This window comes from Pseudomonas sp. IT-P44 (genome assembly GCF_949768225.1).
Classification (GTDB): Bacteria; Pseudomonadota; Gammaproteobacteria; order Pseudomonadales; family Pseudomonadaceae; genus Aquipseudomonas; species Aquipseudomonas migulae.
This window is the reverse complement of the sequence record NZ_CATKQM010000024.1, coordinates 38,249-54,591: the sequence shown is the minus strand read 5'-3', so window position 1 is coordinate 54,591 and position 16,343 is coordinate 38,249. Positions and strand designations below refer to the sequence as shown.

Annotated in this window: 20 protein-coding genes; 7 read left to right on the top strand and 13 right to left on the bottom strand. The window is 59.0% G+C overall.

Translation table 11 applies throughout. The features are described from left to right. Window positions 1-23: 23 nt before the first annotated feature. The 5 genes from ACM6IO_RS13780 to ACM6IO_RS13760 all read right to left on the bottom strand — a co-directional run bounded on the left by ACM6IO_RS13780 (window position 24) and on the right by ACM6IO_RS13760 (window position 4,871). On the bottom strand, window positions 24-1,064 hold the full coding sequence (locus tag ACM6IO_RS13780; protein WP_414911642.1) for a DNA topoisomerase IB: 1,041 nt from the start codon (window positions 1,062-1,064) through the stop codon (window positions 24-26). A gap of 75 nt (window positions 1,065-1,139) precedes the next feature. Beyond that, complete coding sequence (gene modC / locus ACM6IO_RS13775; protein WP_414911641.1) at window positions 1,140-2,219, bottom strand: molybdenum ABC transporter ATP-binding protein; 1,080 nt, start codon at window positions 2,217-2,219, stop codon at window positions 1,140-1,142. Between the two features lie 3 nt (window positions 2,220-2,222). Next, window positions 2,223-2,903 carry a molybdate ABC transporter permease subunit gene (gene modB, locus ACM6IO_RS13770; protein WP_192227047.1) on the bottom strand — a complete coding sequence of 227 codons (681 nt, stop codon included), beginning with the start codon at window positions 2,901-2,903 and terminating at the stop codon, window positions 2,223-2,225. Then, window positions 2,904-3,671, bottom strand: a complete 768-nt coding sequence (modA, locus tag ACM6IO_RS13765; protein WP_008031048.1) for a molybdate ABC transporter substrate-binding protein — start codon at window positions 3,669-3,671, stop codon at window positions 2,904-2,906. A gap of 135 nt (window positions 3,672-3,806) precedes the next feature. Beyond that, window positions 3,807-4,871, bottom strand: coding sequence for an NAD(P)H-dependent flavin oxidoreductase (locus ACM6IO_RS13760; protein ID WP_192227048.1), 1,065 nt, complete (start codon window positions 4,869-4,871; stop codon window positions 3,807-3,809). A 187-nt stretch (window positions 4,872-5,058) separates the two neighbouring features. Here ACM6IO_RS13760 and ACM6IO_RS13755 point away from each other — a divergent pair, with 187 nt between their 5' ends. Next, a complete protein-coding gene (locus tag ACM6IO_RS13755) occupies window positions 5,059-6,042 on the top strand; it encodes an MDR family oxidoreductase (RefSeq protein WP_192227049.1) in 984 nt (327 codons plus the stop codon). A gap of 47 nt (window positions 6,043-6,089) precedes the next feature. On the opposite strand, the gene ada is transcribed toward ACM6IO_RS13755, so the two are convergent. The 5 genes from ada to ACM6IO_RS13730 all read right to left on the bottom strand — a co-directional run bounded on the left by ada (window position 6,090) and on the right by ACM6IO_RS13730 (window position 9,251). After that, the gene (gene ada, locus ACM6IO_RS13750; RefSeq protein ID WP_192227050.1) at window positions 6,090-7,154 is read right to left on the bottom strand and encodes a bifunctional DNA-binding transcriptional regulator/O6-methylguanine-DNA methyltransferase Ada; all 1,065 of its coding nucleotides are present in this window, start codon (window positions 7,152-7,154) and stop codon (window positions 6,090-6,092) included. A gap of 86 nt (window positions 7,155-7,240) precedes the next feature. Beyond that, window positions 7,241-7,921: a DNA oxidative demethylase AlkB gene (alkB, locus tag ACM6IO_RS13745; RefSeq protein ID WP_414911640.1), complete on the bottom strand. Its 681-nt coding sequence runs from the start codon at window positions 7,919-7,921 to the stop codon at window positions 7,241-7,243. Next, window positions 7,911-8,618, bottom strand: a complete 708-nt coding sequence (locus ACM6IO_RS13740; RefSeq protein ID WP_414911639.1) for a 2OG-Fe(II) oxygenase — start codon at window positions 8,616-8,618, stop codon at window positions 7,911-7,913. Before ACM6IO_RS13740 ends, alkB begins: the two co-directional genes overlap by 11 nt. Before the next feature lie 125 nt (window positions 8,619-8,743). Next, window positions 8,744-8,914 carry a hypothetical protein gene (locus ACM6IO_RS13735; RefSeq protein WP_162130704.1) on the bottom strand — a complete coding sequence of 57 codons (171 nt, stop codon included), beginning with the start codon at window positions 8,912-8,914 and terminating at the stop codon, window positions 8,744-8,746. A gap of 34 nt (window positions 8,915-8,948) precedes the next feature. Next, window positions 8,949-9,251 (bottom strand): DUF1883 domain-containing protein, encoded by a 303-nt coding sequence (locus ACM6IO_RS13730; RefSeq protein WP_008031060.1) that lies wholly within the window; start codon window positions 9,249-9,251, stop codon window positions 8,949-8,951. Between the two features lie 212 nt (window positions 9,252-9,463). Between ACM6IO_RS13730 and ACM6IO_RS13725 the strand changes: the two genes are divergently transcribed. Beyond that, window positions 9,464-9,823, top strand: a complete 360-nt coding sequence (locus ACM6IO_RS13725; RefSeq protein ID WP_192227053.1) for a hypothetical protein — start codon at window positions 9,464-9,466, stop codon at window positions 9,821-9,823. A 72-nt stretch (window positions 9,824-9,895) separates the two neighbouring features. Beyond that, window positions 9,896-10,126, top strand: a complete 231-nt coding sequence (locus tag ACM6IO_RS13720; protein WP_008031064.1) for a hypothetical protein — start codon at window positions 9,896-9,898, stop codon at window positions 10,124-10,126. Between the two features lie 11 nt (window positions 10,127-10,137). On the opposite strand, the gene ACM6IO_RS13715 is transcribed toward ACM6IO_RS13720, so the two are convergent. Together ACM6IO_RS13715 and ACM6IO_RS13710 are read right to left on the bottom strand one after the other, a co-directional pair. Beyond that, window positions 10,138-10,419: a hypothetical protein gene (locus ACM6IO_RS13715; RefSeq protein WP_008036896.1), complete on the bottom strand. Its 282-nt coding sequence runs from the start codon at window positions 10,417-10,419 to the stop codon at window positions 10,138-10,140. 142 nt (window positions 10,420-10,561) lie between these two features. Further along, window positions 10,562-10,750 (bottom strand): hypothetical protein, encoded by a 189-nt coding sequence (locus ACM6IO_RS13710; protein WP_414911638.1) that lies wholly within the window; start codon window positions 10,748-10,750, stop codon window positions 10,562-10,564. 279 nt (window positions 10,751-11,029) lie between these two features. Here ACM6IO_RS13710 and galU point away from each other — a divergent pair, with 279 nt between their 5' ends. Together galU and gorA are read left to right on the top strand one after the other, a co-directional pair. Then, window positions 11,030-11,869, top strand: a complete 840-nt coding sequence (gene galU, locus ACM6IO_RS13705; protein ID WP_008036893.1) for a UTP--glucose-1-phosphate uridylyltransferase GalU — start codon at window positions 11,030-11,032, stop codon at window positions 11,867-11,869. A 131-nt stretch (window positions 11,870-12,000) separates the two neighbouring features. Next, window positions 12,001-13,359: a glutathione-disulfide reductase gene (gene gorA / locus ACM6IO_RS13700; RefSeq protein ID WP_414911637.1), complete on the top strand. Its 1,359-nt coding sequence runs from the start codon at window positions 12,001-12,003 to the stop codon at window positions 13,357-13,359. Here the strand turns inward: gorA and ACM6IO_RS13695 are convergent. Further along, window positions 13,356-14,366, bottom strand: a complete 1,011-nt coding sequence (locus ACM6IO_RS13695; RefSeq protein WP_414911636.1) for a DNA-binding protein — start codon at window positions 14,364-14,366, stop codon at window positions 13,356-13,358. The genes gorA and ACM6IO_RS13695 overlap by 4 nt on opposite strands. 280 nt (window positions 14,367-14,646) lie before the next feature. Here ACM6IO_RS13695 and ACM6IO_RS13690 point away from each other — a divergent pair, with 280 nt between their 5' ends. Both ACM6IO_RS13690 and ahpC read left to right on the top strand, forming a co-directional pair. Next, on the top strand, window positions 14,647-15,585 hold the full coding sequence (locus tag ACM6IO_RS13690; RefSeq protein WP_192227056.1) for a site-specific integrase: 939 nt from the start codon (window positions 14,647-14,649) through the stop codon (window positions 15,583-15,585). 138 nt (window positions 15,586-15,723) lie between these two features. Further along, the gene (ahpC, locus tag ACM6IO_RS13685; RefSeq protein WP_007975937.1) at window positions 15,724-16,287 is read left to right on the top strand and encodes an alkyl hydroperoxide reductase subunit C; all 564 of its coding nucleotides are present in this window, start codon (window positions 15,724-15,726) and stop codon (window positions 16,285-16,287) included. The last annotated feature ends 56 nt before the right edge of the window (window positions 16,288-16,343 follow it).

The window sequence follows — 16,343 nt, the reverse complement described above, 5'->3', positions numbered from 1 at the left end:
TGATCGCGCAAAAAATGAACAGGTCAGTTCGTCGGTTGAGTCGCCTCGACCATCTTCTCCAAATACATCGCCAGCCCGACTTCCTCGGCCCTCAAGCCTTTACGTGTTCTCGGGCGCGGTAACTCGGCCAATGCCCCTATCAGGAAACCCTCGAGCACCGCCGGGTGGATGTAGCACTTGCGACAAACCGCCGGGGTGTTGCCGAGTTGCCTGGCGACGTTCTTGACCATCTCCACCACATGCCGCCTGGCGTCTGATTCCGGTTCCCACTGCAAACTGCGCAACACCGCCAACGCCTGCGCGCTACCTGCCCAGGTGCGGTAATCCTTGGCGGTGAAGTCGGCGCCGGTGAGGGTTTGCAGGTAGGCGTTGACGTCGGAGGAACTGACGGTGTGCCGCTCACCGCTTTCATCCAGATACTGAAACAGGTTCTGGCCGGGAATCTCCTGGCAGCGTTTGATGATTCGTGCCAGGCGCCGGTCTTTCACGGTGATCTGGTGCTCGACGCCGCTCTTGCCCCGGAACTGGAACCGGATCGCACTGCCGTTGATCTCGACGTGCCGGTTGCGCAGCGTGGTCAGCCCATACGAGCGGTTATCCCGGGCGTACTGCGTGTTGCCGACCCGAATCAATGTCGCGTCGAGCAAGGTAATGACCGTGGCCATGACCTTGTCACGGCTGAAGCCCGGGGCGGCCAACAGCTTTTCAAGCTGTTTGCGCAGTTTCGGCAGGGCGAGCCCGAAATCCCGCAGGCGCGAATATTTGTCGGCATCGCGCACTTCGCGCCAGCGCGGGTGATAACGGTATTGCTTGCGCCCCCGGGCATCACGGCCAGTGGCTTGCAGATGCCCACGTGGATCGGCGCAAATCCAAACGTCGGTGTAGGCCGGGGGGACGGCGAGGGCATTGATACGTTTGATTTGGTTGGGGTCGGTGATGCGTTTTCCGTCCGGGTCGAAGTAGCAGAACTTGCCACGCAGTTTCTTGCGGGCGATGCCGGGCTGGGTGTCATCGACATAATGCAGGTCAGGTGGCAGCACATCAGTCAGCGCGGAATCGGGCATGGCGGTAGTCCTTGGCGACGAATCAGGGGCCGTTACAGCCATTGACCGCGTGCCAGTGCAGTCGTGCCAGCGGGTTTACGCCAGCACCGCCACCGCTTTGATTTGCGCCCAGAGCTGTTGGCCGGGATGCACGTGCAACTGATCCCGGGAGTAGCGGGTGATTCGCGCCAGCAGCGGTGTGCCGGCCGCATCCAGACGGATCAGCACGTGGGCGGCGTTGTCTGCACCCATTTCACTGATCACGGTCACCGGCAGACGGTTGAGGATGCTGCTTTGCTCGGCGCTGTGCAGGCTCAGGCTGACATCGCGCGCCTGAACCTTGCAACGCAGCGCCTGGCCGAGGTCCATCGGTGTGTGCGTCACGCGGATGTTCAGAGCGGTGCCTGGCAGTTGCAAGGTCAGCAACTGATAGTCGGCGTCATAGGCACTGACGTGGCCCTCGATCACCACGCCGGCGTCATCGCCCAGCGCCAAAGGCAAATCGAGCCGGGCCAGCGTTTCGCCGATAGGGCCGCTGGCCAGGGCTTTGCCGTTGCTGAGGAGGACGATGTGGTCGGCCAGTCGCGCCACTTCATCCTGGGAATGGCTGACGTACAGCACCGGGATATCCAGCTCATCGTGCAGCCTTTGCAGGTAGGGCAGGATTTCGCTTTTGCGTTGCGAATCCAGCGCCGCCAGCGGTTCGTCCATCAGCAACAGTTTCGGGCTGGTGAGCAGTGCGCGGGCAATGCCGACACGCTGTCGCTCGCCACCCGACAAGTGCTGCGGATGGCGGTCCAGCAGATGACTGATGCCCAACAGTTCCGTCGCGTGCGCCATGTCGACCCGGCGTTGGTGTCTGGGGATTCGCTTTAGGCCGAACTGCAGGTTCGCCAACACCGACAAGTGCGTAAACAGACTTGCTTCCTGGAAGACATAGCCGATCGCGCGTTTGTGCGGCGCTACGAAAATCTTCTTGTCGCTGTCCTGCCAGACTTCATCGTTGACCTGGATAAAGCCTTGTTCGGCCCGTTCCAGGCCCGCGATACAGCGCAAGCAAGTGGTCTTGCCCGAGCCGGAATGACCGTAAAGCGCGGTGACGCCACGGCCGGGCAGTTGCAAGTCCACATTCAGGGCGAACCCCGAATACCTCAGTTTCAGACGTGTTTGAATCATCGATCAGCTCCAGCCCGCTTTGGTTTTACGGCTGGAGTACAGCGCCAGCAACACGGCAAACGAGAACACCAGCATCGCCCCGGCCAGCCAGTGGGCCTGGGCGTATTCCATGGCTTCGACGTGATCGTAGATCTGCACCGAGACCACGCGGGTCTTGTCGGGGATGTTGCCGCCGATCATCAGCACCACGCCAAACTCGCCGACGGTGTGGGCGAAACCGAGAATCGCGGCGGTGATGAACCCCGGTCGGGCCAGAGGCAGGATCACGCTGAAAAAAGTGTCCCAGGGATTGGCGCGCAAGGTCGCAGCCACTTCCAGTGGGCGGGTGCCAATGGCAGAAAAAGCGTTTTGCAACGGCTGGACCACGAACGGCATCGAATAGAGCACCGAGCCGATCACCAATCCGGCAAAACTGAACGTCAGGGTGCCGAGCCCCAGCGATTGAGTGAAGTGGCCGATAAAGCCGTTAGGGCCCAGCGCCAGCAACAGATAAAAACCGATCACCGTGGGCGGCAGCACCAGGGGCAGGGCGACAATCGCCCCGACCGGGCCGCGCAGCCAGGATTGGGTGCGCGAAAGCCATAACGCAATCGGAGTGCCGATCACCAGCAGGATAACCGTCGTCAGGGACGCCAGTTTCAGGGTCAGCCAGATGGCGGAAAAATCGGCACTCGACAGGGTCATTTAGAGTTGGTAACCGTAGGATTTGATGACAGCAGCGGCTTTCGGACCTTTGAGGTAGTCAACCAGCGCCTTGGCAGCCGGGTTGTCCTTGCCTTTGTTGAGGATCACCGCGTCTTGTTTGATCGGGTCGTGCAGGCTGGCTGGAACGATCCACGCCGAACCGCTGGTGACTTTGCCGTCTTTGTAGATCTGCGACAAGGCGACAAAGCCCAGTTCTGCGTTACCGGTTGAGACAAACTGATAAGCCTGGGTGATGTTCTGGCCTTCAACGATCTTGTCTTTGACCTTGTCGGTCAGGCCCTGCTTGGCCAAAACCTGGGTGGCAGCCAGGCCGTAAGGGGCGGCTTTCGGGTTGGCGATGGAGAGATGCTGATATTCGTTCTTTTTCAGCACGTCCCCTTTGGCATCGACGTAACCTTCTTTAGCCGACCACAACGCCAGGGTGCCAACGGCGTAGGTGAAGCGCGAGCCCTTGACGATGTCGCCTTCGGCTTCGAGTTTTTGCGGGGTGGTGTCGTCCGCCGACAGAAACACTTCAAACGGCGCGCCATTCTTGATCTGCGTATAGAACTGGCCGGTTGCACCAAAGGAGGTGACCAGTTTGTGCCCGGTGTCTTTCTCGAAATCAGCAGCGATAGCCTGGATCGGCGCGGTGAAGTTGGCCGCGACGGCGACCTGGACTTCGTCCGCCTGGGCTGCGCCAATGGCGAACACAGCAAGCAGGCTCGCCAGGCAAGTAGGGGCAAAACGTGAGGCACGAATGGTCATGAAACGGCTCCGTTGTAGGCAGGGACAGCGAGGGGTTAAAACGCTATATAGCGGAATATATAGCGAATTGCCTGCAAACGGAATGTGTTGATCTCGATTGCATTGCGGCGAAACGCCTCGCCCCAGGTCTTGTGCCTAGCGGTGCAACAGTTTCGCCAAGCCGTCTTGGGCCAGACGCTGCGTCAATTCTGCTGTCGTCATCTCAACCCCCAACCTGAACGCCTGCCCGGCCCAGAGGTTGCTGAAATCCGCTTCGCCCTTTGCCCGCAATGGCATCAACGCCCCACCCGCCAACGGGAAGGCCGGTGCTTTATCGCAGATCGGTCCGAGTTCGCGCATCACGCGATTGAGAATCCCGCGTGCCGGGCGGCCGGTGAAAATGTTGGTGACGGCTGTCTCGCTTTCTTTGGCCGTGCGCAACGCCTTGTGGTGAGAGGCACTGACCTTGGCTTCCGGTGTAAACAAATACGCCGTGCCGACCTGCACCGCGGACGCGCCCAACAGAAACGCCGCCGCCACGCCCCGTGCATCGGCAATGCCGCCAGCGGCAATCACCGGCACTTTCACCGCGTCGACAATTTGCGGCAGCAGCGCGAAGAGGCCCACCTGGCTGCTCAAATCGTCGCTGAGAAACATGCCTCGATGGCCACCGGCTTCGTAACCCATGGCGATGATCGCGTCGCAGCCATGCTGCTCAAGCCTGACGGCTTCTTCGACAGTCGTCGCCGAAGACAGCACTTTCGCCCCGGTCGCCTTGACGCGATCCAGCAGGGATTTTTCCGGCAGGCCGAAGTGAAAGCTCACCACTTCGGGGCGACATTCTTCGATCACTTCACAGGTCGCGTTATCGAACGGCGCGCGATTGGACACGGGCGTCGGCGCGTCGAAATCCACGCCGAGTTCGCGGTAGTAGGGTTCCAGCAGATTCTTCCAGTCCCGGGCACGCTGCTCGTCGGCAGGGGGCGGCTGATGGCAGAAGAAGTTGACGTTGATCGGGCGTTGAGTGTGTTGGCGAATGGTTTTCAGTTCTTCGCGCAACTGCTCGGTGGTCAGCATGGCTGCGGGCATCGAGCCCAGGCCGCCGGCATTGCTCGCGGCGATCACCATGGCCGAACCGGTTGCGCCAGCCATCGGAGCCTGGATGATCGGCAGTTCGATCCCCAGCAAATCGATAATTCGGGTATCTGGCCATTGGCTCATTTCAAGGTTCTCCGGGTCATAACGGGGCAGGGCTGCAGGACGGGACTTGTATCAGCAAAGACAGGCGCAAGACCCATCGGGTTTCAGGATGGGGCATTCCTGGATTGGCTTAAAGTCGGGTACGGCAAAAGGTTGCAGTGTGATATTCCAGTAGCACGACAACTGAATGATCTGACAGGAGACGACAATGTTCCAAGGCATTTTGATCGACAAAGACGACAGCGGTTACCGGGCCACACTGCAAGAGATCAATGACGATCAACTGCCCGAGGGCGATGTGACAGTGCGTGTGGCGTACAGCACGCTGAACTTCAAGGACGGTCTGGCGATCACCGGCAGCAGCCCGGTGGTGCGAAAATTCCCGATGGTGCCGGGCATTGATCTGGCGGGGACTGTCGAAGTCAGTGGGCATCCGGACTACAAGGTCGGTGATCAAGTCGTACTCAATGGCTGGGGAGTCGGTGAAGGGCACTGGGGCGGATTGGCGCAGAAGGCGCGCCTGAATGGCGACTGGCTGATTCCGCTGCCTCGGGAATTCACCGCTGCCCAGGCAATGGCGATCGGCACGGCCGGTTACACGGCGATGCTGAGCATCCTGGCTTTGGAACATAACGGTGTGACGCCTGAGCAGGGTGACGTTCTGGTCACGGGTGCCAACGGTGGTGTAGGCAGTTTCGCCATCGCGCTGCTGAACAAGCTCGGCTACCGGGTGGTCGCGTCCACTGGCCGCACCTCTGAACACGACTACCTCAAGCAATTGGGTGCCAGCGAAATCATCGACCGCGCGACATTGTCCGAGCCGGGAAAACCACTGGCCAAGGAGCGTTGGGCGGCTGTGATCGACTCGGTCGGCAGTCACACCCTGGCCAACGCCTGTGCCAGCACGAAAGCCAACGGCACTGTCGCCGCGTGTGGTTTGGCGCAAGGCATGGACTTTCCGGCCTCTGTCGCCCCGTTCATTTTGCGCGGCGTGACCCTGGCCGGAATCAACAGCGTGACCCAACCCAAAGCCAAGCGGGTATTGGCATGGAACCGTCTGGCCAAGGATCTGGACTTTGCCTTGCTGCCGCTGATCAGCCACGAAATCGGTTTGAGTGAGGCGATCGATGCGGCACCGCGATTGCTCGCCGGTCAGCTGCGTGGCCGTGTGGTGGTGGATGTGAATCGCTGAAAGCAAAAATCGCAGCCTGCGACTGCCGCAGGCTGCGATCTTTTGATTTATTGGCTTTCGCGCTCCAACAACTGCCGCTTGCGCTCCACGCCCCAACGATACCCCGACAAGTTGCCGTCACTGCGCACCACGCGGTGGCACGGGATCGCCACCGCCAGGCTGTTCGCGCCGCAGGCCTGGGCCACGGCGCGCACCGCTTTCGGTGAGCCGATGCGCTGCGCGACATCGGCGTAACTGGCGGTGCTGCCGACAGGAATTTCCCGCAGGGCTTGCCAGACGCGCTCCTGAAACGCCGTGCCGCGCACATCCAGAGGCAAGTCCAGGCCGATGGCCGGCGCTTCGATAAACCCGACGACCTGGGCGATCAACTGCTCGAACCCGTGGTCGGCGCCGATCAGGTTGGCCCGCCGAAACTTGTCCTGCAGGTCGCACACCAATTGGTGCGGATCATCACCCAGCAGAATCGCGCACACCCCGCGTTCGCTTTGCGCCACCAGAATCGCCCCTAAAGAACACTGGCCGACGGCAAACCGAATGTCGTTGTTCTGGCCTTCGGCGCGGTAGTCGCCAGGTTTCATCCCCAGCAATTGATCCGCCGCCTCATAAAATCGGCTATTGGAATTGAAACCGGCGTCATACAAGGCATCGGTCACCGAACCTCCATCGATCAAGCGTTGGCGAACCTTGCGTGAGCGGTGGGCCGTGGCATAGCCCTTGGGCGTCAATCCGGTTACGGCTTTAAACACTCGGTGAAAGTGGAAGCTGCTCAGGCCCGCCACGTCGGCCAGTTCACTCAATGCCGGCAGATGCTCTGCGGTCTCGATCTGACGGCACGCGGCAGCCACCGTTGCGGCATGTTGCGCGGCGACGTCACTTTGATCCTTCGCTGCGCGTTTGCTCGGGCGGTAACCGGCCGCCTGGGCTTGCTCGGCGGTGTCGAAAAATTCGACGTTCTGCGGCTTGGGCAAGCGCGCCAGACTGCTGGGGCTGCAATAGATGCCGGTGGTTTTCACTGCATACACAAACTGCCCGTCTGCGCGGGGATCGCGTGCGACGACGGCGGCCCAGCGCGGATCGTTTTCGGTGGCGATTCTTGTCGATTGGCGTGTCATGGCTTCTTGTCCGTTGACCTGTTTGATTCAGATTAGCCAGCCGGCGCAGTCGTCGCACTCCGGGGCTTGCGGTCAAATTCGGGGATTCATTTTGCGGTACGAAACGTGAAGTTGATCCGTTGCTCGCCCATTCGCGGGTGCTGACCGTCCTTGATCGGCAAGACACCGTGATAACGCAAGCGATCAACGCCGCCCCAGACCACGATATCGCCGTGCAACAGTGGGACTCGCTGGCTTTTATCGCTGCGTTCAAACCCGCCGAACAGGAACATCGCCGGCAAGCCCAGGGAGACCGAAACGATCGGCGCCGCGTAGGACGCTTCATCCTTGTCTTGATGCAATGACATTTTGGCGCCGGGGACGTAACGGTTGATCAGGCAGGAATCAGGTACGAAACCAGCAAAACCGGCTTCGCGCGCTGCCGCTTGTGCGAGCGCCAAAAACACTGCGGGCATAGCCGGCCAGGGCGCGTCGGTTTGCGGATCATTGCGGGTGTAGCGATAACCGCTGCGGTCGGTGGTCCAGCCCCAGGTGCCGCAACTGCTCATGGCTGCCGACATGATGAAGCCGCCGGGCGTGACCATCTGCCGAAGCGGCGCGGCGGCCAGAACCGATTCCAGTGCAGGCAGCAAACGATCCAGCCAGGGCAGGGCAAAGCCTCTCAGTACGCAGGACTGTTCGCCGATCTGCTCGCGCCGAGGTAGCTGCTCGGGCTCGGCGTCGGCAAACAGGTCGAATGTGCTCGGGGTCATGGGGTCATGTTGCATCGTGAAAGATGATTCCAAGGGTATGCCGTTTTCCGCTGTGCAGGCGACTCACCCCATGGCGCAAGGTGACCCGGTAGAAACCGCGAACGCCTTTGACCGGCCGTTGGTTGACGGCAAAGATCAGCCCGTCACCTTTCTTCAGGCCAATCACCTGGGGGCGAGACTGCATCCGTGGCCGTTGCTCGGTCAGTACAAACTCACCGCCGGTGAAATCTTCGCCTGGCTCTGACAGAAGAATCGCCACTTGCAGTGGAAAAACGTGTTCACCGTACAGATCCTGATGCAGGCAGTTGTAGTCCTGTGGCCCATATTGCAGCAACAACGGCGTTGGGCGCTCCTGACCGGCGGCATGACAGCGCTCAAGGAACGCCTCGTGCCCGGGAGGGAAGCGGATCGGCAAGTCCATCTGCTCGTACCAGCGATTGGCAATCGGCACCAGTCGCGGGTAAAGCGCATTGCGCATTCGGCAGACGAGATTCGGTAGCGGATAGCGGAAGTATTTGTACTCGCCGCGGCCAAAGCCGTGGCGGGCCATCATGACCTGGGAGCGGAAAGGCTCTGGTTTTGCATAGAGCGCGCTGATGTCGTCACACTCTTCGGCACTCAGCAATGACCGGATGATGGCGCAGCCATCCTGATCGAGTTGCTGGTACAGGCTGTCCCAGTCGAGTGCATCGAGCGTACGCTCGTTAAACATGTGCTGACTCCTTAACCCAGGGTTGAGGTGGCCAGTCTAGGGAGCGCTGCCGTCGTGAACACTCCGGCGCTTGCGGTCGAATTCAACGGACGGAGCAGACATCCCGGTTGTCGCTCCGAATCCCGTTACAGCGCTTTGCTGACGCTGATCTCGCTGATGACGTCTTCGCCCTGGCCATGAATGGCGTCCAGCGCGGCTTTGGCTTCTGCTTCGGTGCCGTTTTCAAGCTGGGCAAATTCGAAGCGGCGTTCGCCGTTGAGTTTGTATTTGATGACGTACTTGGTTGTTTGGGTCACGGTCATATCTGCCTGTGTTCGAGTCGGGCGGTGCTCAGCTCAGTTTCGTGGTGGAGCGGCGGATGATCTTGATCGAGTGGGACAAGGTCGGTTTGCGGGTCACGCTGATCGCCCGACGGTTGACGGTGTCGATGGTGATGTTCCAGAAACCGGTGCTTGGTGCAGTAATTCGGGCCGGGAAGGTGTCGAATGCACCACCATGGTAAGTGTGACGGCCGCCATTCTTGAAGCTGCGGAAATTGGCGTCGTTCATCAAGCGGATGTTGCACATTTGCGAGCACTGGATGACGACGATGTCGTCTTCATTGAGGTGCTCGCGCTGGTGGATAAATTTCATGAGGCGCCTCCAGAAGGGCTTTTTCTACAAAATCAAAACGATAGCATGGACGATGGGCGCAGTTTATCAGCCCGAACGGGTTATTATCCGGTCGTCGGGCTCCGCTTTGACAATTAAAAACAGTTATTCGGAATTCTATGAGCGATAAAAGCAGTGGGCCTCGGAGAAAACCAGCGTTTGTGCTGTCGGAGGGGCTTTATCGGAGGTTTTTTATGAAGTGGGGTGCGTGGGTTTTGCCATTGGCGTTGGCGATGAGTGGTTGTGCGAGTGTCTCGGAAATCAACGAGACGCTGCCCACCATGAACGTGATTTCAGGCAAGAAGCCCCATGAGTACGCGCAATGCCTGACCGAGAAACTGGCCGGCAGCCGCGGTGCCCTGCAAGTCGAGCCGCAGGGCAAAGACGGCGTGCGGGTCATTGTGCCGCAGAAGTTCTCCTCGGGTCCGGCCGCTGTATTCGATATCGAAGAACGTTCCAGTGGCAGCAGCATCAAGCTGCATGAGCGCATCTCCAATGTGCCATTACGCCCCATGGATGTGCGCGATGCCGCCACGGCGTGCATTTCCGGCTGATAGACTGGCGACAGTCAGCATCGATGCCGTCAAAGCAACGCTTTGGCGGCATTGTCATTTCTGGAGTCGAGCATGAAGCGAGAGCAGGTACGGGAACGGCACGCAGAGGGTCACATCTCTGCTACCCATGTGATTCAAAATCCGGCTGATCCGGGGGAATGGATCGTGTTTTTCAAGAAAAGCGCCGGGCGCAGCTATTTTCTGGTGGACGATAACGATGAAGTCGAATCCTTCAGTCGTCTCGACGATCTGATCGAGACCGTGCGCGGTCTCGGGATCAAGTTCGCCGAAATTCACATGTAGGGCAGGGCGCCTTACTTGCAGACCACCACGACGCTGCGGTTTTTGTAGTTGCCTACGTCGACGCCGAGGGTCTTGTCGCTTTCCTTGGTCGACGGGGTTCCGTCGGTGCCAACGATTCGATAGCCGGTGCCGGCGCAGGAGGCATCGGCTTTTTCATAGCAGGAGGCCCAGGAATTGGCTTCGCCGGAGCAGTCGATGGACAGGCCCGTTTCGCCATTGCCCAGGTAAGTCTTTTCAGAGGTGGCACAGCCGCTCAGGGCCAATATCGCAATCAAAGGCAAAAATCTATTCATGTCGTGGTCGTCGTCAGGGTGATGGGGCTAAGCCTGTGACAGCGCCGGAATCAAAAGGTTATAGCGAAAGGCCACTTCGTTTCATCCAATCACAAAAAAGCCCTGCGCGAGGCAGGGCTTGGTCATGCAAATCGGCTCCGGATCAGGACTTGTCCTTGCCGCGACGCTTGGGCTCCGGGTGTTCGAGTTCCAATACAGACGCCACTTCAATCGCCAACGCTTCAGTCGGGAATGGCCCGGCGATATTCTCGCCGCTGACGCTGTCTACCCACCACTGGCCGTCTTTCGCCTGATTGATCAGGAACCCGTTGACACTTTTTGCTACCGACATCTATCTGCCTCGTTGGCTGGTTCAATTGCGCAATGATAACGCCAAACGCACGCAATCGGTGTTGATGGGTGTAGGGTGGGTGCGATTGCATGCTCGGTTGTCGCCTGTGCAGCCCCGAAAATCTGCTATCTATAAGAGGCATCGCGACGTTCTGCGGAACTATCCGCAAGAATATTTCTCTATGTTGGCATCGGTTAGCCAGTGCGGGGCATTGTAAGGTGCACGCCGCCTGATTAGACTGCGCCGAAACTCGTACACACAGCCCTTTCAAGGACTTTTATGATCAAGAAATGCTTGTTCCCAGCAGCCGGTTACGGTACTCGCTTCCTGCCAGCGACTAAAGCCATGCCCAAAGAAATGCTGCCGGTGGTAAACAAGCCACTGATCCAGTACGGCGTCGAAGAAGCTCTGGATGCCGGTTTGACCGAAATCTCCATCGTTACCGGTCGTGGCAAGCGCGCCCTGGAAGACCACTTCGACATCAGCTACGAGCTGGAAAACCAGATCAAGGGCACCGACAAAGAGAAATACCTGGTCGGTATCCGCAAACTGCTCGACGAGTGTTCTTTCTCCTACACTCGCCAGACCGAAATGAAAGGCCTGGGTCATGCCATCCTGACCGGTCGTCCGCTGATCGGCGACGAACCTTTCGCCGTGGTGTTGGCGGATGACTTGTGCGTCAACCTCGACGGTGACGGCGTACTGACGCAGATGGTCAAGCTGTACAAACAGTACCGCTGCTCGATCATTGCGATCCAGGAAGTCGATCCGCAGGAAACCAACAAGTACGGCGTAATTGCCGGTGACCTGATCGGTGATGACCTCTACCGCGTTCGCAACATGGTCGAGAAACCAGCCCCGGAAGACGCGCCGTCGAACCTGGCGATCATCGGTCGTTACATCCTGACCCCGGACATCTTCGACCTGATCAAGCAAACCGAGCCAGGCAAGGGCGGCGAGATCCAGATCACCGACGCCCTGATGAAACAGGCGCAAAACGGTTGCGTCATTGCCTACAAATTCAAAGGCAAGCGTTTCGACTGCGGTGGTGCTGAAGGCTACATCGAAGCAACCAACTTCTGCTTCGAGAACTTCTACAAGACTGGCAAGGCTTACTGATAGCGTTTGACCTGCTTGTTTCTTAAAAGCCACCTTCGGGTGGCTTTTTCATTTTCCGGCCCCATATCGTTTGCAGCGCTTGCCCAACGGACGTCTGCGGGTATGCTGTTTGCCTGCCGAGGAGATTGAAAATGGCCTACGATTTTGACCTTTATGTGATTGGTGCCGGTTCCGGCGGTGTGCGGGCTGCGCGATTCGCGGCCGGGTTTGGCGCGAAAGTGGCCGTGGCCGAGAGTCGCTATCTGGGCGGTACGTGCGTGAACGTCGGCTGCGTGCCGAAGAAGTTGCTGGTCTACGGTGCGCACTTCGCCGAAGACTTCGAGCAGTCTTCGGGCTTTGGCTGGACGCCGGGCGAAGCACAGTTTGATTGGGCGACGCTGATTGCCAACAAGGATCGCGAGATCAATCGCCTGAACGGTATCTATCGCAACCTGCTGGTCAACAGCGGTGTGACCTTGCATGAAGGCCACGCGAAGATCGTCGATCCTAATACGGTCGAGATTAATGGCGAGCGCTTCACTGCAAAGAACATCCTGATCGCCACGGGCGGCTGGCCGCAGATTCCGGAGATTCCGGGGCATGAACACGCGATCAGCTCCAACCAGGCATTCTTCCTCAAAGAGCTGCCAAAACGTGTGCTGGTTGTCGGTGGCGGTTACATCGCCGTTGAGTTCGCCGGTATTTTCCACGGCCTGGGCGCCGACACCACGTTGCTGTATCGCGGGGATATGTTCCTGCGCGGTTTTGACGGCGCGGTGCGCAAGCACTTGCAGGAAGAACTGACCAAACGTGGCATGAACCTGCAATTCAATGCCGACATCGAGCGCATTGAAAAGCTCGCCGACGGCAGCTTGAAGGCAACGCTCAAGGACGGTCGCGAACTGGAGGCGGATTGCGTGTTCTACGCCACTGGCCGGCGTCCGATGCTGGACAACCTGGGGCTGGAAAACACCGGGGTCAAACTCGACAAGAAAGGCTTCGTCGAGGTCGATGAGCAATACCAGACCGCCGAACCGTCGATCCTCGCACTGGGCGATGTGATTGGCCGGGTTCAGCTCACGCCGGTTGCGCTGGCTGAAGGCATGGCCATTGCGCGTCGCTTGTTCAAGCCTGAGCAGTATCGCCCGGTGGATTACAAGATGATCCCGACGGCCGTGTTCAGCTTGCCGAACATCGGCACAGTCGGCCTCACGGAAGAAGAGGCTCGCGAGGCCGGCCATGACGTGGTGATTTTCGAAAGCCGTTTCCGCCCGATGAAGCTGACCCTGACCGAATGTCAGGAACGCACGCTGATGAAGCTCGTGGTGGACGGCAAAACCGACAAGGTGTTGGGTTGCCACATGGTCGGACCGGATGCCGGCGAGATCGTGCAAGGTCTGGCGATTGCCTTGAAGGCGGGCGCTACCAAGCGCGACTTCGACGAAACCATCGGCGTGCACCCGACGGCCGCCGAAGAGTTCGTCACCATGCGTACACCGGTCGCGGGTTAATCGGCCTTGGCTGCGTCTGGCGCTGTCGCAATGACCGCTGCCAGGCGCACGCTTTCATCGAGGCTCGCCTGAGTCTTCAGTAGTTCAATTTCCAGCGCTTTGTTTATCTGCGACTGCTCCTCGACGTTCTGCTTCAGCGACTGGCTCTCCAGCAGTGCTGCGCGCAGGCGTTCCTGGAGGAGGGTGCGTTCGCTGTCGATCCGATTGACCTGTTCCAGCAGTTGATCCTGGCGGGTATGGGTGTGCTTGAGTTGTTCCTGCAACAGGCTCAGCTCGCGCAATGTGCCGCGGTTTTCGGTCAGCAGGCGTTCGTTGTCGCGGTGCAACTGGGTGATTTCATCCTGGCGCACCAGGGCGCTTTGCTGGGCCTGGCGCAACTCCATCTGAATCTGCTGCACCTGGCCTTCATGGCGGCTTTGTTCCTGCTCGCGCTGCTCTTTGACGGCGTTGCGATAGTGCTCCAGTGCGTCACGGGCGTGCAGGTGTTTTTCCTCAAGGGAGCGGATCTGCTCGTCCTTGTCCTGCAAGCGCAACTCGAAATCAGCGAGCGCCTGGTTCATTCCGGCGTTGCGGGTTTGCTCGGTCTGCAGCATCGACAGGGTGTTGTGCAGGGTGTCGGACTCCTGCGTCAGCGCCAGGGTTTGAATCTCGTACTGTTGCTGCAATTCGCTGTTGGCTTCTTGGGCGTCTGTCAGCTGGCTTTCCAGGTCTTTTCGTTGCTGTTCGAACTGCGCGCGTGCCTGATCGATGGGTTCCTGCGCCTGCTCTTTGAGCCGTTGTGCAAGGCGCGAGACCAGCCCGGCCAGCTCGTCATCGATGGGTTCGGAGGAGGACGCTACCGGCTCGGCGCCGTCATCCAGCTCCTTCAAGTACCGGTGAATAGTGGTTTTCGAGCCGGTATTGCCCATTTCGATCCGTACTGCATCGATGCTGGGGTTTTCACCGCGAGCCAGAATTGCCAAGCGTGCCGCTTGCACCACTGCTTTGTTAACACCACCGCGTGCCATGAACTCTCCTACGATTTCGTACTGTGGTACGTACCACTAAAGTACGCAATGTACCACGCCAATAGACAACATTAAATACGTTAAGTATTCACACGGGATATACTGGTATTACCCCGTGTGACAGCGATCCTGAATTGTTCGCAGCTCCATTTCCGTACACAACCCTCCTGTAGGAGCGAGCCTGCTCGCGAAAAACCTCCAGGCACCGCGATCACTCAGGCAGTTAGCGTCATCGTTTACGTCCATCGCGAGCAAGCTCGCTCCTACAGGAGTCACCGCCATGAGCGATCTGGATCGTTACCTGCAAGCCGCCACGCGCGACAACACTCGCCGAAGCTACCGGGCGGCCATCGAACATTTCGAAGTCGATTGGGGCGGGTTTCTACCGGCCACGGCTGACAGCGTTGCGCGTTATCTGGTGGCGTATGCGGGTGAGTTATCGATCAATACGTTAAAGCTGCGGTTGTCGGCGCTGGCGCAGTGGCACAACAGCCAGGGGTTTGCCGATCCGACCAAGGCGCCCGTGGTGCGCAAAGTCTTCAAAGGCATTCGCGCGCTGCACCCGGTGCAGGAGAAGCAGGCTGAGCCATTGCAGCTTCAGCATCTGGAGCAAGTGGTGGCCTGGCTTGAGCACGAGGCACAAACCGCGAAATCAAAAGACGACCGACCGGCGCTGTTAAGAGCTCGGCGCGATAGGGCGCTGATCTTGCTGGGCTTCTGGCGCGGTTTCCGCAGCGACGAGCTATGCCGCCTGCAGATTGAACACGTGCAGGCCAGTGCCGGTTCAGGCATCACCCTGTATCTGCCTCGCAGCAAGAGCGACCGCGAAAACCTTGGCAAGACTTACCAGACACCGGCGTTGCAGCGATTGTGTCCGGTGCAGGCATACATCGACTGGATGACCGAGGCCGCATTGGTGCGCGGGCCGGTGTTCCGTGGCATCGACCGCTGGGGCCATTTGAGCGAGGAGGGCTTGCACGCCAACAGCATCATCCCGTTATTGCGCCAGGCACTGGAGCGCGCCGGCATTGCGGCCGAGCACTACACCAGCCATTCGTTGCGACGGGGTTTTGCCACGTGGGCTCATCAAAGCGGTTGGGATTTGAAATCGCTGATGAGTTACGTCGGCTGGAAGGATATGAAATCGGCCATGCGTTACGTAGAAGCCAGTCCGTTTCTGGGGATGACGCGGATTTCGGAAAAGCCGTTGGCGCCCTAGATACCTTTTCCTTCTATTAATACTGTCTGCTAATAGCGAAAACCAATCAGCAGCATGAGGTTTGCCAATGAGCCATCCGTCCGTCGAGTGGGTAGAGTTCACTCCATCAACTTCTTAACCCCTGACGGAGAGTCAACGATGCCTATCATCAACAGCCAAGTTAAACCATTCAAAGCTGACGCATTCAAAAACGGCGACTTCGTAAAAGTCTCGGACGCTGACCTGAAAGGCAAGTGGTCGGTTGTATTCTTCTACCCAGCAGACTTCACCTTCGTTTGCCCGACCGAACTGGAAGACCTGGCTGACAACTACGACGCGTTCCAGAAACTGGGCGTCGAGATCTACAGCGTTTCCACTGACACCCATTTTGCCCACGCTGCCTGGCACAACACTTCGCCAGCCATCGGCAAAATCCAGTACACCATGATCGGCGACCCGACCCACGCTATCTCCCGCAACTTCGACGTACTGATCGAAGAAGCTGGTCTGGCTGACCGTGGCACCTTCGTGATCAACCCTGAAGGCCAGATCAAGATCGTTGAATTGAACGATGGCGGCGTTGGCCGTGACGCTTCCGAGCTGCTGCGCAAAATCAAGGCTGCCCAGTACGTCGCTGCTCACCCAGGTCAGGTTTGCCCAGCCAAGTGGAAAGAAGGCGAGGCCACTCTGGCTCCGTCCCTGGACCTGGTCGGCAAGATCTAAGTCTGTGACACGCTTCAAAGGGCGGAACTCCGCACCTACTCAGTAAGCTGCACCGC

Bases quoted from the DNA above. Each gene is read 5' to 3' on its own strand.
- ACM6IO_RS13780 (WP_414911642.1), bottom strand. From the start codon at position 1,064: ATGCCCGATTCCGCGCTGACTGATGTGCTGCCACCTGACCTGCATTAT.
- modC (WP_414911641.1), bottom strand. From the start codon at position 2,219: ATGATTCAAACACGTCTGAAACTGAGGTATTCGGGGTTCGCCCTGAAT.
- modB (WP_192227047.1), bottom strand. From the start codon at position 2,903: ATGACCCTGTCGAGTGCCGATTTTTCCGCCATCTGGCTGACCCTGAAA.
- modA (WP_008031048.1), bottom strand. From the start codon at position 3,671: ATGACCATTCGTGCCTCACGTTTTGCCCCTACTTGCCTGGCGAGCCTG.
- ACM6IO_RS13760 (WP_192227048.1), bottom strand. From the start codon at position 4,871: ATGAGCCAATGGCCAGATACCCGAATTATCGATTTGCTGGGGATCGAA.
- ACM6IO_RS13755 (WP_192227049.1), top strand. From the start codon at position 5,059: ATGTTCCAAGGCATTTTGATCGACAAAGACGACAGCGGTTACCGGGCC.
- ada (WP_192227050.1), bottom strand. From the start codon at position 7,154: ATGACACGCCAATCGACAAGAATCGCCACCGAAAACGATCCGCGCTGG.
- alkB (WP_414911640.1), bottom strand. From the start codon at position 7,921: ATGCAACATGACCCCATGACCCCGAGCACATTCGACCTGTTTGCCGAC.
- ACM6IO_RS13740 (WP_414911639.1), bottom strand. From the start codon at position 8,618: ATGTTTAACGAGCGTACGCTCGATGCACTCGACTGGGACAGCCTGTAC.
- ACM6IO_RS13730 (WP_008031060.1), bottom strand. From the start codon at position 9,251: ATGAAATTTATCCACCAGCGCGAGCACCTCAATGAAGACGACATCGTC.
- ACM6IO_RS13725 (WP_192227053.1), top strand. From the start codon at position 9,464: ATGAAGTGGGGTGCGTGGGTTTTGCCATTGGCGTTGGCGATGAGTGGT.
- ACM6IO_RS13720 (WP_008031064.1), top strand. From the start codon at position 9,896: ATGAAGCGAGAGCAGGTACGGGAACGGCACGCAGAGGGTCACATCTCT.
- ACM6IO_RS13715 (WP_008036896.1), bottom strand. From the start codon at position 10,419: ATGAATAGATTTTTGCCTTTGATTGCGATATTGGCCCTGAGCGGCTGT.
- ACM6IO_RS13710 (WP_414911638.1), bottom strand. From the start codon at position 10,750: ATGTCGGTAGCAAAAAGTGTCAACGGGTTCCTGATCAATCAGGCGAAA.
- galU (WP_008036893.1), top strand. From the start codon at position 11,030: ATGATCAAGAAATGCTTGTTCCCAGCAGCCGGTTACGGTACTCGCTTC.
- gorA (WP_414911637.1), top strand. From the start codon at position 12,001: ATGGCCTACGATTTTGACCTTTATGTGATTGGTGCCGGTTCCGGCGGT.
- ACM6IO_RS13695 (WP_414911636.1), bottom strand. From the start codon at position 14,366: ATGGCACGCGGTGGTGTTAACAAAGCAGTGGTGCAAGCGGCACGCTTG.
- ACM6IO_RS13690 (WP_192227056.1), top strand. From the start codon at position 14,647: ATGAGCGATCTGGATCGTTACCTGCAAGCCGCCACGCGCGACAACACT.
- ahpC (WP_007975937.1), top strand. From the start codon at position 15,724: ATGCCTATCATCAACAGCCAAGTTAAACCATTCAAAGCTGACGCATTC.